Below are 15266 nucleotides of genomic sequence, written 5' to 3'. Positions count from 1 at the left end.
CTTATCCTGTACCTAAGTCCACAAAAGTGAGCGCGACGACCACAATATAATAATTTCAATAGATTGCACTATAGTTATGTGGATATGTGTTTAATCGTGATTCCTCCAGAGAACACGGTAAAAACACAACGATATTAGACCCTGTTTTCTGCAGAATTCTGGCTTCTGAAAGAAGGTGCCATGGTGACTTCACGCCACCCTAGAGTATACGGGAATCACGCTAGGACGAAGGTTACTCGCTTGGCCGCTCCACGGCACTCTCTTGGCTTTAGTATTAACAATCGCGTGAAGAATTTAGTATGCATGTCGCTTGTTGCAATACTCACCTTCTTTTCGACTATTGTTTCAATAACGTGGATGGATTTTTCAACAACTATTAGCAATAATTCTGTGCACGTTATTTATGGCTCAAGTGGCAAAAAATCTTCAGAACCTATAGATCCTAATGCTGGCAAACCAATTACCTTCCTTCTACTCGGTCAAGATACTCGAGAAGGTAAAAATAATAACTTTGCTCATGATGGAGAAACAGATAATCACCAATCTGATACAGCTATGGTTGTGCAGATTAGCGCAGATCGTTCGTATGTGAATATAGTTTCTATTCCTCGAGATTCAATGGTAAATGCACCAGAATGCGATACTACTCGCGGACGTATCCCTGCGCGCGAACACGTAATGTTCAACTCGATTTTTGCTTACGGATACGCTCAAGGCGGAGATTTATCTTCAGCGGCAAGTTGCTCGCTTAAAACAGTTAATTCTCTTACAGGCTTAGATATTGATAACTTTATTGTTGCAGATTTTAATGGCCTGAGCGAAATGATTAACGCTATTGGCGGCGTAGACTTATGCATTCCTGTAACTACACACGATGTTTATACTGGCGTTACTTTAAAGCGAGGAATGAGACATCTTAACGGTGTTACAGCCACACAATACGCTAGAATGCGTCACGATTCCGCAAGCGACGGTTCGGATATTATGCGTACAACTCGTCAGCAATACTTAATAAAACAGCTTGTTCATCAAGCTTTATCTAAGAATTTGCTAACTGAATCCGGACAGCTTTACCAATTGGCTAAATCTGCTTTAAATTCTTTGAATATTAGCTCAGGTCTTGCAAATCCTGCAACTTTAGTTGGATTAGCTATGAGCTTACACAAATTAGACACTTCTCATATTTACGCAAGAACAATACCGATTGTTGCCGATCCTTCTAACCCTAATCGTGTTGTTTGGGATGCTTCTGCTCAAGAGGTATGGGAGAAGATGCGCGAAAACAGGCCACTTACAAATAAACGTCACAATGCTTCTTCGCATCCAAAGTCTTCTGATAATGTTCAAAACGATAACACGCAAAATAACTCTTCGGATCATAAATCTGAATATGGTCCTGTAAACCCTAAGACTGGATTAGTTAAAGATAGTTCAGGCAGACTTATCGATCCTAATACCGGAGGAATTGTTAATCCAGAAGATGGCACTATTCGCGATCCTAACACCGGATATTACATGGGTATAGCTGATAAATACATAAACAACACTATTTGCGCTGTGCCTAAATCGTGATTGTTTGGATTGCTGAAATGTTAGATTGTTAGATTTTAGATTTTAAATTATGCAATTGTTAGATTATTAGTTATTAGTAATACTTGCATAAAATTATTCTAAAATACGTAAGCGCAAAGAAAACAACGCAAAAAAATACAGATAGCAAATAGATAAGAGTTAAGGAAGAATATGACAAAGCCAAATTCAGACGATTCTTATGATAATGAGCAGCCGCCGAGCTTTGCACCTTCTCGCAATCGTAGAATGAGGCAACCGCTTCCTTCCAATAATTCAAACGATAATATTCCGCCTAGCTTTGCACCAAATTCAAACAGACGCAAAGCAACAGCATCGAGTAGCAATATATCTAGCGATAACTCACGCACAAACAACAGGTACGAAAACAATTCTTATACAGAAAACGCATATACAAATAGCCCACGTACAAATAGCCCACGCGCAAGCAGATCTTACACAGGTGGATCTTACGCAAGCGGATCTTACGCAGGAAATAACTCTTACACAGGAAACAACTTACGCGAAAGTAATTCTTACTCAGGCAACGCATATACAAATGACCCACGTACAAATATCCCACGCGAAAATAAACCTTTAGAAAACAATAATCCAGCAATAGCGATTCCCAAAAAACGCAAAAAACATTACATTCTCATGACAATATCGCTATTGATGTGCATTTCGCTTATAGTTGCCGCAATCGTAGGAAACAACACATACCATTGGGTCGAATCGCGCATACAAAAAACGCACTGGCTTACTAACACAAATGACACTCCTGAAAAAACATGGCTTATATTAGGATCAGACCAGCGCGAAGGAGAAGAAGCCAAAGAAATTACCGGCTTTAGAATGGACTCAATCCTCGTATTAACAAAGCCAGCAAACGGGCACAGTTCCCTTATTTCAATACCTCGCGACTCGCTTGTATCAGTGAATAACAATAAGATGAAAATCAACACTGTAGCGCAATTCTTTGGCAAACCTGCACTAACTAAAGTTATCGAAAATATTACAGGACATCATATTGATCACGTTGCAGAAATACGATTTGGAGGCTTAACTCACGTTGTTGATTCTATTGGAGGAATCGAACTCTGTTACAATCGCACAGTAAAAGACAGGTTCAGTGGACTTAACTGGAAAGCTGGATGCCATCACGCAAATGGTAATACTGCTTTAGCGTTCTCACGAATGAGATATGAAGATCCTGAATCTGATTTTGGTAGAGCAAAACGACAGAGAATGGTTATTTCTGCGATTATCAAAAAAGCTACATCAAAAGATACGCTAACAAACTTTGGTAGAGTGAAAAAACTTACAGAAACAGGATTAAAATCCTTTGTATTCGACGAGAAATCTACGCCTATGTCTTTAGCAGATATGGCATTCGCTTTTAAAGAAGCCACAGGGCCTAACGGAATTTCAGGCACTGTTTATTGGACGGATCCAAATTATTTCGTTCCGGGAGTAGGATCCTCAGTGCTTTTAGACGACGATAAAAATACAAAGCTTTTCGATTCACTATCTTCTGGAACGCACAAGCCTGGAACTGTTGGTACTCTTGCAGAAATGGAAAAGTAAATTCAACTTTTGAACTTCTAACCACATAGCTCGTTTTTTCTTGCCTTTGATTAAAAGCATAGTAATCATAATGCTATGAAAACTATTACACAACGAGCACTTTTGCGATTGCAAATATTCGCAAGCATTGTACCTATTGTTGCAAACATAACAATGGCTGTTATAGCTTTTGTGCAACACCAGTGGATGATGATTGCAATGATAATACCGAGCACGATGATGTATCTTGCCAGCATTATTCCACAACTTATACAACAGCACGCAAATATGTCTAGAGATATTTCAAATAGCTCTTTAGACTCGTATGCCAATGGTTTTAAAAACTCTAATAAATTAAATAACTTGTTAGAAGCAAAATCGGAGCAATCGCTTGGAGCTATAAACTCAAATTCGCATAGAAATCAGTACGCTAATTCTCAGGAGAATTCATATTTTAACGAGAGTGGACTAAACGGGAGTGGATTAAATAATACGTTAAATAATACGTTAAATAACGTTTTAAGTAACGCACCTAAAATAGATGGAAATCCAGACGAAATAAATCCAATAATATTGGAAAAATTACTATTAAATATTCCTCAAATATCTAAGAATTATCAACTTGGAAGCAAACTACTAATGCCTCCATGGAGAGAAATCGCAAGATCTTGGCTAATGTCTTTTGCGAAAAATAAAAGCCAGAAAAGGCAACTTATAGCGCCTATAGGAGTTAGCAATAAAGGCGATATGAATATTGATCTTGTGAAAAATGGACCGCACGCTCTTGTAGCAGGAACAACAGGATCTGGAAAATCCATATTACTTACGACTTGGTGTTTGGCTCTTGCTTTTCGATATCCGCCAAGCGCATTGCGATTCGTATTCATGGATTTTAAAGGAGGAGCAACTTTTGACGCATTAGCAAAAATTCCTCACAGTATTGGCAACGTTGGAGACTTAGATTTGCATCATGCAACTCGCGCATTACGAGGTTTAGAAAAAGAATTAGATCGAAGAGAACGCTTAGTTGCAGAACAAGAATGTCATGATATTACGCAAGTAAAACCGTACCAGCCTTCAATAGTGATTGTTATAGACGAATTTCACGCATTAAAAGATCAACTTCCGCACTATATGAACAGGCTAATTCGAATCGCGTCGGTAGGAAGATCTTTAGGGATGCATATTATTGCCTGCACACAAAATCCTCTTGGTCAAGTTAATGCAGATATGAAAGCAAATATATCTATTAATTTATGCCTGCGCGTAAGGGATGCTCTTCAATCGCACGAATTACTTGGATCCTCGTGCGCAGCATACATAAATCCTCAATCACTTGGAGGAGCATATTGCAATCTTGGCGAAGGAATTACAGCTGTGCGATGCTCTGAAATAGCAAATACTTCTACTCTTATCGAAGGAATAAATCTTGCTGGAAAATTCTATCATTACAATCAAGCCGAACAATTATTTAGCAAACCATTGCCATCGCTTGTAACAGTAAAACAAGCTGAAAAATATAGTAAATTTGATGCGAATGATAAAACATCTAATCGCATTCATAAAAATAACGATATTACTATTGGATTATTAGATGACGGAATACGATTATATGCAGCCACTCTCCCACTAAACATAGGCAATATAGCTATAATCGGCACTCAAGGACGCGGCAAAACTAATATTTTGCGTCTTATAGATAACTTATTGAAAGAAGATATAGCAGACGGCGAAAATCGGGAAGAAAACACTAATCATCCTTATATTGTTGACAATGCAGATGCGCTTGTAAACCCTTTGAACAACAATCCTGATGCCATATATTTTCAAGAACAACTATCTTCATCTAATACTGTGATTTTTAGCGTAAAAACAGCTCATAGATTACGATTGCCGGATCAAGCTCCAGTGCGCATAATATTCCCAACTGGGGATGCTGGAACAGATACGATGCTTGGAATACCGTCAGAAATTCAACAATCTTTAACTCCGCAAGACTATCACACCCCGGGGCGAGCAGTACTAATTTATCCAGGGCACGCTTATCTTCTGCAGTTAATTTATTTCGAAAATACATAGCATAAATATTTATATATTTAACTAAACTTCATAAAACTCTTGAAAAAAATACATATTCGTGATTTCCTTACATACGGGGAAATTTTTTGTAATGATACTTTAAGTAGTGAGGTTTACTTAGATATGAGCAATGTATTTGACTGGCGTACAAGAGCAGCGTGTAGGGATAAAGATCCAGAGCTGTTTTTCCCAGTTGGAAATACTGGACTTTCATATCAGCAAATCGAGGAAGCAAAATTAGTATGCCGCTCGTGCAAAGTTTCTGATTCTTGCTTAAGATGCGCATTAGAAACAAACCAGGATTATGGAGTTTGGGGCGGATTAAGCGAAGAAGAACGTCGCTCACTAAAACGACGTGCAATGCGTGCACGACGTCATAGTGATTCAGAATTATAGAAATTAAATTATAAATAAATCTAGCTCGAACCAAGTTAATCTAAATTAAACTGATTCAAGCTAGATTATTGATATTATGCGAAATATTATGCAATATTACGCAATAAAATCACGCAATATTAAGCGACTCCAGGTACGCGTAATTTAATATCCAAAACCACGCGCGTACCGCCTTCATGCCTCTGCTCCCAGCGAACAGTTCCACCAAAGTCATTTGTAACAAAAGTATTGATAAGCTGCGTTCCTAAGCCAGAACCAGAAGGTCGAGCCATTCCGTGCGAAGCCTCGCTATCAATACCATCTCCATCGTCTTCAACAATAATATTTAGATTATCGCCACCACGCCCAACGGAAATCTTAATATGACCTGATTCTTTGTCTTCAAAACCATGCTCAACAGCATTAGTAACCAATTCCGTAAGAACCAAAGATAGCGGAGTTGCATCTTGAGCGGCAAGCATTCCGAATTTGCCAACAAAATCAATAGTAATTTTCTGATTTTGCGAAGCTAATTCTATAGACATCTTAAGCAAACTAGAAATAACTTTATCAAAATCAACAACTTCATCGGCAGTCTGACTTAAACCTTCATGAACAAGAGCAATAGTTTGAACACGACGTTGCGCTTCTTCTAACTCTTTTCTCACTTCTTGAGATTTAGTTTTACGCGCCTGCAAGCGCAAAAGTGCCGAAACAGCTTGAAGATTATTCTTCACGCGATGGTGAATTTCAGAAATAGTAGCATTCTTTGTTTGCAATTCACGTTCTCTACGAAGAACTTCAGTAACATCACGACATAATATTACAGCGCCAGTTCTTTCGCTAGGACCAAAAAGCGGCAAAGAGCGCATTGAAACAACAGAATGATTTGCCTCAAGTTCGCAATCTATATCTGCTTTACCACTTAAAACAAGCGGCAAACTTTCAGGAACTACATCGTTAATATGCAAAAGCCTAGTGCCAAACTCGCTTAAATACTCGCCAGTCATAGTATTTAATCCGCCAAGACGACGGAAGCAGCTAATAGCATTAGGAGAAGCGTATCGAACAATTCCATTCGCTTCAAGAACAATAAAACCATCTGCAACACGAGCATTATGGCGCTGATTTAAAACAGAATAATGATATGGGAATTGACCACGAGGAATCATATCAAAAAGTGTTTTACCAGCATTAATACTTTCTGTTTCATATCTACCGTTAGATTCGCGCGTTGCCAAATTTGTTTCTCGCAAAACAAGACCTAAAGCTTTACCATTATGGCGCACAGGAGCATAAACATTACAAACTGTTGCTCTTCCAACAGAACGCAATACTGAAGAATGGAAACTTGTTTCTGACTTCATAGCTTCCGAAAGCTCATCATACATAGAAATATCAAGCTTTTCCCCAAGCAAATCCTCAGTTCTAAGCGTTATTGCAGTAGATGGACGGCACTGTTCCGCAACAACATAATCACCATCACCATTTTGAATAACTAAAAGAAGATCTGCAAAACTTAAGTCAGCTATAACTTGCCAATCAGCTACCAAATGATGTAACCATTCACGATCGCTATCGTCAAAATCTGGACGAGTCGAAAGAATATGAGAAAAATCAGCCATATGGATAATCATATATCTAGCATGTAAGAAATAAGTCAATTAGGTATGTTGCAAAACACTTATAAAAAAGCTGCCCCCGCACTTACGTACAGAAGCAGCTTATAAAACTAACAGCGAATCTAATTATTTAAATTAGAAGCCAAACTGTGCAGCAGTTTCGCGCAAAGTCTCAGCAGAACGCTTTAATGCAGCCAATTCACGATCAGAAACTGGAGTATTAAGACGAGAGTTGACACCATTGCGGTTCAACAATGTTGGCACAGACATGCAAACATCAGAAATTCCGTGGAAGTCATCGAGCAAAGAAGACACTGGAAGAATGCGGTTAGTGTCACGAAGAACAGCCTCAACAATATCTACACCAGACATAGCGATAGCGTAGTTTGTAGCACCCTTACCGTTGATAATCTTGTAAGCAGCGTTAACAACTTCCTGATGGATTTCTTCGCGCTTAGCAGCATCAAGTGGCTCATGACCTGGAAGAGCATTCCAATCGCACATAGGGACGCCACCGATGGTTGCAGAAGCCCACAGAGGAACTTCAGAATCGCCATGCTCGCCAGCGATATAAGCGTGAACGTTCTTAACATTTACGCCAGTATGCTGAGCAATAAGGAAGCGAAGACGAGCAGAATCAAGGTTGGTACCAGAGCCAAACATTTGATTTGCTGGAAGACCAGAAAGCTTCATTGAAACGTGGGTAACAACATCCACAGGATTAGTGATTAACATGTAGATAGCGTTAGGAGCGACCTTAACAACATTAGGAATAATAGACTTCATGATGTTGATGGTTGCGCCGGCGAGATCCAAACGAGTCTGACCTGGCTTCTGGCGAGCGCCAGCAGTAATAACCACCATGTCTGCATCACGGCAAATTTCTACATCGTCCGAACCGGCAATTGATACTGCAGGATAGAAGCTTGAACCATGCTGCATATCCAAAACTTCAGCTTCTACGCGTTCCTTAGCAATATCCTCAAGCACAATTTCACGGGCAACACCACGCTGAGCGGCAGCAAAGGCGAGCGTAGAACCGACTGCACCAGCACCAATAATCGCCAGCTTTGTTGGCTTAACCTGCGAATTTACCATGCGAAACAACCTCTTTTCAACAACCTATTAACACCTTCAAAATGTATGAAACACACTAACTTATGAAGGCTGCTCTTTTATTAAGAGCCTGTGGGTATGAACACCTTTACTCTAATCGCACCACCGGAATTTGTGGCCCTGCAAAACTCGCAAATCACATATGTTAATAAGTGAAATTATTTGTGGAATTATTTGTGCAATTATGTGTGAAATTGTATTGAAATTGTGCGTGAAATTGTTTATGTAAAAATATGCATATCTAAATATGTGTGGAATTGTTTATGTAAAAATATGTAATGAATTATTTTTACAAAGCTACACTCATAAGCTTTGAAGCCAAAGAGTCATTAACATAAGCGATTAAAGCAACTCCACGATCTTCATAATCAACTTTTTCCACTACGCCATTTTCACGAACTTGCGAAAGTAAAGATCCAGCACTATACGGCAAAACAACGTCAACTTTCACTCTTGGAGAAGGCAATAACCATTCAATTCTTTGGCGAAGTCGAAGAATACCATCTCCAGATGCAGCGGAAACGATAAGAGAATCAGGATACAATTTTTCTAAACGCTCTCTTTGAGGCTGACTCATGCAATCAGATTTATTAAATACAAGTAGTTGAGGAATCTCTTCCACTCCATTAATAGATCCAAGAACTTCGTTAACAGCATCAATTTGAGAAGTAGGATCCGGATGCGAGCCGTCAACTACATGCATAATCACATCCGCTTGCGAAACTTCTTCCAAAGTAGATTTAAATGCTTCAACTAATTGTGTTGGGAGCCTACGAACAAATCCCACTGTATCTACAAGCGTATAATTGCGTCCGTCTTGTGCTTTAGAACGTCGAACTGCCGTATCGAGAGTTGCAAATAATGCATTTTCTACTAATTCTTCTGAACCAGTAAGCCTGTTAATAATAGAGGATTTGCCAGCATTTGTATATCCTACTACAGCAACAGTTGGCACACATTGCCTGCGACGAGAACCGCGCTTAACATCTCGAGCTGGAGCCATATGCGCAATATCATTCCTCAATTTTGAAATGCGATTGCGAATAGCACGACGATCCATTTCGATTTTAGTTTCACCAGGGCCTCTTGAGCCAATACCAGCATCGCCTGCAGCTCTACCACCAGCCTGCCTAGAAAGAGCAGCACCCCAACCTCTTAATCGCGGAAGCATATATTGCAATTGAGCAAGCTCAACTTGAGCTTTACCTTCACGACTCGTAGCATGCTGAGCAAAAATATCCAAAATAACAGCTGTACGATCAACAACCTTAACTTTAGTCGCATCTTCTAAAGCTCGACGCTGGCTAGGTGGTAAATCATCGTCAACAATAATCGTATCCGCATCATGCTGAGCAACTACCGCTGCAAGCTCACGCGCTTTACCTGAGCCAACGTAAGTTGCGGCATCCGGCCTATATCTTTGCTGTAACATGCCATCGCAAACAACAGCACCAGCGGTTTGTGCCAACGCTGCAAGCTCACGCAAAGATTCTTCTGCTTGAGAAAGAGTTCCACGCGCGCTTGACCACACGCCAACTAACACAACACGTTCAAGACGAAGTTTTCTGTATTCAACTTCAGTAACATCTTGTAACTCACCAAGACCAGCTACTCGTTTCAAAGCATTACGAGATTCGCGCTCCTGCCACGCTTCATCATGCTTCTCACTTTCTAAAGTAGTGTCTAAAAGTACATCAGAATGGCCAGAAAGCACATCATTATGCTTGCTATTCGAATTGCTAATAGCATCTATATCTACGTTATTTACCAAAGACGCACCCTTCGTCGTTTTACTTAATAGCATTTTACAACGTTTGTTTTATTATTGTGATTTTAGAAGACATATTAAATGCTAAATCGTAAATAAGTACAATGACTAAAAACCAGGATCAAAATCAGCTTAAGAATCGCAATCAACTTAAAAATCAACCTAAAACTAATGATGTTGCAGTAAAGAAAAGCGGCGAACAGTATTTTTCCGCAACTCCTTCATCAAGCGATGAGCGAAAAACACTTCATGTAACATTACGCGACCGTGATATTGACGTTCAAGTTTCAAACGGAGTATTCAGCGCTTCTAAACTTGATTTAGGCACGTCTGTGCTACTAAAACACGCTCCAAAACCACCGGAAAATGGCCGATTTCTTGATATTGGATGCGGATGGGGTCCTATCAGCTTATCTCTTGGATTAGAATCTCCGAATGCAGAAATCTTCGCTATCGACGTAAACGAGAGAGCGCTAGAACTCACTAAATTAAACGCGAAAAATATTAATCTTAAAAACATACACACTGAACTTGTTGAAAACGCAATTAAAAATAAAGATTTAGAGCACATAGATCTCATATGGTCCAATCCGCCAATTCGCGTTGGAAAAGAAGTATTGCACGAAATATTACTTACTTGGATACCAAGACTGAACGAAAACGGAAAAGCGTATTTAGTTGTACAAAAAAATCTTGGATCAGACTCGCTTATTCCTTGGCTTGCTGAAAATCTTGGCGAAAACTACATAGTTGAAAAATATGCAAGCTCTAAGGGATACCGAATTATAGAAGTAACAAAGACGAAGTAAGTACTAAAAGTACTAAAAGTAAAAAGCAATACTAAAAGTAAAAAGCAACGCTAAAAGCAAGAATCAATGCTAAAAACGAAAAGCAATACTAAAAGCAAAAATCTACGAAAAGAAATAAATACACTATGAAATTCGACTACCCTGTTGAGCTTCCTATTTGCGCAGCACACGACGAAATAATAGAAGCAATTAAGTCTTCACAAGTCGTGATTGTTTCCGGACAAACCGGCTCCGGTAAAACTACGCAAATCCCAAAAATGGCGCTTGAACTTGGAAGAGGCGGAAGAGGTAAGCAAATCGTACACACTCAGCCTCGCCGTTTAGCTGCACGCACTGTTGCTGAGCGAATTGCAAGCGAAATGGAAGTAAAACTGGGCGAAGAAATCGGCTACCAAGTGCGATTTACCGACGAAAGCTCACCTAAAACAAAGCTTCGAATTGTTACGGATGGTATTTTACTTGCGCAAATTCAGCGAGATCCTCTTCTTACTAAATACGACACGATTATTATTGACGAAGCCCACGAGCGCAGTCTTAACATTGACTTTTTACTAGGATATTTAACAACTTTACTTCCACAAAGACGCGATTTGAAGCTGATTATTACTTCAGCAACAATAGATTCTGCAAAATTCCGTGAACATTTTGAGCAAGCTTTACACATAAAAGTTCCTGTTATTGAAGTTTCTGGACGCACTTACCCTGTGCGAGTGCTTTATGAACCGCTTGGATCCGCGCCTTCACTTATGCGACACGTCCCCGGCTTTGCAGATATAACAATGGATGAGGAAACTGTTGCAGAAAGCCAATCAAGCGAAAGCAATCGAGACGATATTGCAGATGAAGATATGACTTCTGCAGTAACACGCGCATGCGCTCAATTAGTGATTCATTCAAGCCACGAGCAAGGCGCGCGCGATATTATGGTTTTCGCTTCCGGCGAGCGCGATATTCGCGAATTTGAATCAGGATTACGCTCATATTTTGGCACTCGAGCAAGTGATATGAAAAGAGCGGATGCTATTGAAATAGTTCCGCTTTTTGCGCGTCTTTCTGCAAAAGATCAACATCGCGTATTTGAACACCACTCTCATCAACGCATTGTTATTGCTACTAACGTTGCTGAAACTTCGCTTACTGTTCCTGGGATTCGATACGTTGTCGATCCTGGTTTTGCGAGAATTAGCAGATATTCTAAGTCTGCAAAAGTGCAGAGGCTTCCTATAGAGCCGATTTCTCAAGCGAGCGCAGATCAGCGTTCTGGACGATGCGGACGAATCGCGGACGGTATTGCTATTAGACTTTACTCGCGCGAAGATTACGAAACTCGACCTCGTTTTACTGATCCTGAAATTCTTCGCACTTCGCTTGGAGCAGTAGTATTACACATGCTTTCAGTAGGCGTTGCTAAAACTGGCGAAGATATTACGAATTTCGGTTTTATTGACCCTCCTGATATGAAAGCAGTAAGCGACGGTTTTAATGAGCTTAACGAGCTTGGCGCAATAAGTAGAAAATCAGGTTTCATCACTTTAACTCATATTGGACGCGAGCTTTCTAAATTGCCGATTGACATTCGTTTAGGACGCATGATTATTGAAGCGGCTCGTAAAACCACTCCGAATACTCTTGCTGCAGTGCTTGTAATTGTTGCGTTTTTGAGTTTGCAAGATCCTCGCGAGCGCCCTGAAGAACAGCGTGAAGAAGCGGATAGACTTCATAATCGTTATGCGGATGAAACAAGCGATTTCTTAACTGCTTTAAATATTTGGGATTATATTTTCCAAGCAGACGGAAATATGAGCAATAACGCTCTTCGCAAACTTTGTAAAGCGGAATTCTTCCACTTTTTGCGTTTAAAACAGTGGAAAGATTTAGTTAATCAACTTCAAGACTTATGTAAAGAATTGCATTATAAAGTTGGCGATCCTATTCCAGTTAGAAGACCATCTTTGGAAATTCGTCAGCTTCCTAATAATCAGCAGGCGGCTCACAGCTTGTGCTGTTCTTGGGATTATCAAGGAATACACTCATCGATGCTTGCAGGCTTGCTTTCTATGTTGGGAATGCAAGTAGTGCGTGAACCGAAAGCTTCAGATTTTGCTAATTTGCATGGATCAGCAAAAATTCGAGCTATGAAACGCGCTCAAAAAATGGCTAAAAACGACTATCAAGGCGCGCGCGGAGGAAGATTCGCAATATTCCCAGCTTCAGCTGTTTCTAAAACAACTCCTTCATGGGTTATGTGTACGCAATTAGTTGAAACATCTAGACTTTGGGCAAGATATTGTGCGCAAATCGATCCTGCTTGGGCTGAGCCGCTTGCTAAAAATCTTACTAGAATCACGTATTCTGACGCTCATTGGAGCTCTTCTAAAGGTGCTGCTGTAGCAAAATCTAAAGTATTACTATACGGATTGCCTATTGTTCAAGATCGCACAGTTCAATGGGCTAGAGTTAATCCTTACGAAGCTCGAATGATTATGATTCGTCAAGGCTTAGTTGAAGCAGACGTACAACAGCGTTTCCAACACGATGAGTTTATTTTAAATAATCGCAATGTGCTTGAAGATGCAGATAATCAAGCAAATCGCACTCGTCAAATAAGTGAAACTGTAAACGACGAGGATTTATTTACTTTTTATGACACTCGTCTTCCTCAAGAAGCAACTACTATCGCAGCTCTTGCAAAATGGTGGAAAGATAACCGCGAAGAAGATCCGCACAAGTTAGATTTTAATCCCGATGAAGTTGAACGTTTACAAACTACGCAAAGCACTGATTTAGCTGATTATCCCGATCATTGGAACACGATTGGCACAGACGGTCAGCCTATAAGACTGCGCCTAAGTTATATTTATGATCCGGCTAATCCTTTGGACGGCGTAACAGCGCATGTGCCTCTTCATATGCTTTCGCGTTTAACTCCTGAAGAGTTTAGTTGGAATGTTCCAGGCTTGCTTGACGAGCTTATTATTGGCATGATTAAATCTTTGCCTAAAGCTTTACGAGTACAGTTCGTTCCAGCTCCTGACACTGCTAAAAAAATTCGCGAGTGGATTGACGAACATTACGACGAGCTTCCTGGAATTGAAGAAACTGGAACAAACGTAAATAAAAATAGGCTGATTTGGCCAGATTTTAGAGAAGTTTTCACTAAAGCTGCAATTAGCGTAGTTGGAGCGCAAATACATCCTGAAGTTTTCGACGACGAGCAAATAAGCAGACTCTCGCCATACTTGCGCATGACGTTTAGTGTTGAAGAAAGAAAAGCTAACGAAAAAGCTAGAGAAAAAGCTAGAGAAAATCGCAATAAACCTGCAGGTCGTAACAAGTACTCTAATCGCGGAAAACCTACTATTCTTGGAACCGACAAATCATTAATTGCATTACAACAACATTTCGCAAAAGAAGCACAAGAATCTGCGCGAGCAATTGTAAATCGTAAAGCAAATGAAGCCGCACAAGCTGGGCATGTTATTGAACGAGCAGATTTATTGCACAAGTCTGGAGCTACAAATCTTTCTCGATCGCAAATGGTTTGGGATGGCGCGTTAAACATGCTGCATTTAGACAATAAGCGCATTACTTCTCGCTGGCTTGGATCGGAAGCTTTACTACTCGCAGCTGCACCTTACTCAACTTCTAACGCTTTAGCAGAAGACTTGCAAATGGCTGCAGTAAAACGACTTATTACGAACACGGATAATATTACTGACGATAATTTATTACGCGAAGCTGTTGCAAACGTATCTGAAGTGTATGAAGACACTGTTTATGCTGTTGCACACGATGTGATTGCAATATTAAAACGTCAAGCAGAATCAAGTAAAGCTGTTTCAGGCAAGGCTGATTTGCCTTTGCTTTCAGTGTTGCAATCAATACGCGAACACACTGCAAGTCTTGTGTACGAAGGATTTATTGCTAAAACTCCATCCGATTCACTACCTCGTATTGAACGCTACTTGCATGCAGACGTGATTCGTCTTGCTAAAGCTAAAGCAGATAAAAATCGTGATGTGCGGTGGGCATGGCAGGCAGATGAAGCACATAAGCTTGTAGTAAAAGCCCAAGAAAACGCTCAGAAGATTCCAGCAGGACCAGCACATGACGAGTCGCAAATAATCGCTGAGAAATTACGCTGGATGTGCGAAGAATTCTATGTCTCTCTTTGGGCGCAAGAATTAGGCACAGCTTACCCTATAAGCATTCAGCGTATGCAAAAACTGTGATAGGCCTCAAATTATTTGCAATAAGCTTATGTATCCATACGAATATAAAATTGTGAACCTATATGAACGTAACTTTAACAGCATGCAAAGTTTAGCAAGTAAACGCACTCATGCGCTGCAATAGTTTGGG

At 40.1% G+C, this 15266-nt stretch carries 9 protein-coding genes; 6 read left to right on the top strand and 3 right to left on the bottom strand.

The genetic code is table 11. The features are described 5' to 3' along the window. Positions 1 to 180: 180 nt before the first annotated feature. The 4 genes from BFS05_RS04055 (at position 181) to BFS05_RS04040 (ending at position 5610) form a co-directional block, all read left to right on the top strand. Complete coding sequence (locus tag BFS05_RS04055; protein WP_103084714.1) at positions 181 to 1572, top strand: LCP family protein; 1392 nt, start codon at positions 181 to 183, stop codon at positions 1570 to 1572. A 246-nt stretch (positions 1573 to 1818) separates the two neighbouring features. After that, entirely contained in the window at positions 1819 to 3156 is a 1338-nt protein-coding gene (locus tag BFS05_RS04050; RefSeq protein ID WP_421777365.1) for an LCP family protein, read from the top strand. Between the two features lie 75 nt (positions 3157 to 3231). Next, positions 3232 to 5214: an FtsK/SpoIIIE domain-containing protein gene (locus BFS05_RS04045; RefSeq protein WP_258004241.1), complete on the top strand. Its 1983-nt coding sequence runs from the start codon at positions 3232 to 3234 to the stop codon at positions 5212 to 5214. 123 nt (positions 5215 to 5337) lie between these two features. Beyond that, positions 5338 to 5610 (top strand): WhiB family transcriptional regulator, encoded by a 273-nt coding sequence (locus BFS05_RS04040; RefSeq protein WP_103084712.1) that lies wholly within the window; start codon positions 5338 to 5340, stop codon positions 5608 to 5610. A 119-nt stretch (positions 5611 to 5729) separates the two neighbouring features. On the opposite strand, the gene BFS05_RS04035 is transcribed toward BFS05_RS04040, so the two are convergent. From BFS05_RS04035 to hflX, 3 genes are all read right to left on the bottom strand, one after another. After that, the gene (locus tag BFS05_RS04035; RefSeq protein ID WP_103084711.1) at positions 5730 to 7214 is read right to left on the bottom strand and encodes a sensor histidine kinase; all 1485 of its coding nucleotides are present in this window, start codon (positions 7212 to 7214) and stop codon (positions 5730 to 5732) included. A gap of 132 nt (positions 7215 to 7346) precedes the next feature. Further along, positions 7347 to 8309, bottom strand: coding sequence for an L-lactate dehydrogenase (locus BFS05_RS04030; protein ID WP_103084710.1), 963 nt, complete (start codon positions 8307 to 8309; stop codon positions 7347 to 7349). Between the two features lie 307 nt (positions 8310 to 8616). Further along, a complete protein-coding gene (hflX, locus tag BFS05_RS04025; protein ID WP_103084709.1) occupies positions 8617 to 10131 on the bottom strand; it encodes a GTPase HflX in 1515 nt (504 codons plus the stop codon). Positions 10132 to 10199: 68 nt separating this feature from the next. On the opposite strand from hflX, the gene BFS05_RS04020 reads away from it, so the two are divergent. Together BFS05_RS04020 and hrpA are read left to right on the top strand one after the other, a co-directional pair. Then, positions 10200 to 10904 carry a class I SAM-dependent methyltransferase gene (locus BFS05_RS04020; RefSeq protein WP_103084708.1) on the top strand — a complete coding sequence of 235 codons (705 nt, stop codon included), beginning with the start codon at positions 10200 to 10202 and terminating at the stop codon, positions 10902 to 10904. Between the two features lie 125 nt (positions 10905 to 11029). Beyond that, positions 11030 to 15136, top strand: a complete 4107-nt coding sequence (gene hrpA, locus BFS05_RS04015; protein WP_103084707.1) for an ATP-dependent RNA helicase HrpA — start codon at positions 11030 to 11032, stop codon at positions 15134 to 15136. Positions 15137 to 15266: the final 130 nt, after the last annotated feature.

This window comes from Gardnerella coleohominis (genome assembly GCF_002896555.1).
In the GTDB taxonomy this organism is placed as follows: Bacteria; Actinomycetota; Actinomycetes; order Actinomycetales; family Bifidobacteriaceae; genus Bifidobacterium; species Bifidobacterium vaginale_F.
This window is presented reverse-complemented; position numbering and strand designations above follow the sequence as displayed.

Coding starts and splice junctions, on each gene's coding strand:
- BFS05_RS04055 (WP_103084714.1), top strand. CDS start 181: ATGGTGACTTCACGCCACCCTAGAGTATACGGGAATCACGCTAGGACG.
- BFS05_RS04050 (WP_421777365.1), top strand. CDS start 1,819: ATGAGGCAACCGCTTCCTTCCAATAATTCAAACGATAATATTCCGCCT.
- BFS05_RS04045 (WP_258004241.1), top strand. CDS start 3,232: ATGAAAACTATTACACAACGAGCACTTTTGCGATTGCAAATATTCGCA.
- BFS05_RS04040 (WP_103084712.1), top strand. CDS start 5,338: ATGAGCAATGTATTTGACTGGCGTACAAGAGCAGCGTGTAGGGATAAA.
- BFS05_RS04035 (WP_103084711.1), bottom strand. CDS start 7,214: ATGGCTGATTTTTCTCATATTCTTTCGACTCGTCCAGATTTTGACGAT.
- BFS05_RS04030 (WP_103084710.1), bottom strand. CDS start 8,309: ATGGTAAATTCGCAGGTTAAGCCAACAAAGCTGGCGATTATTGGTGCT.
- hflX (WP_103084709.1), bottom strand. CDS start 10,131: ATGCTATTAAGTAAAACGACGAAGGGTGCGTCTTTGGTAAATAACGTA.
- BFS05_RS04020 (WP_103084708.1), top strand. CDS start 10,200: ATGACTAAAAACCAGGATCAAAATCAGCTTAAGAATCGCAATCAACTT.
- hrpA (WP_103084707.1), top strand. CDS start 11,030: ATGAAATTCGACTACCCTGTTGAGCTTCCTATTTGCGCAGCACACGAC.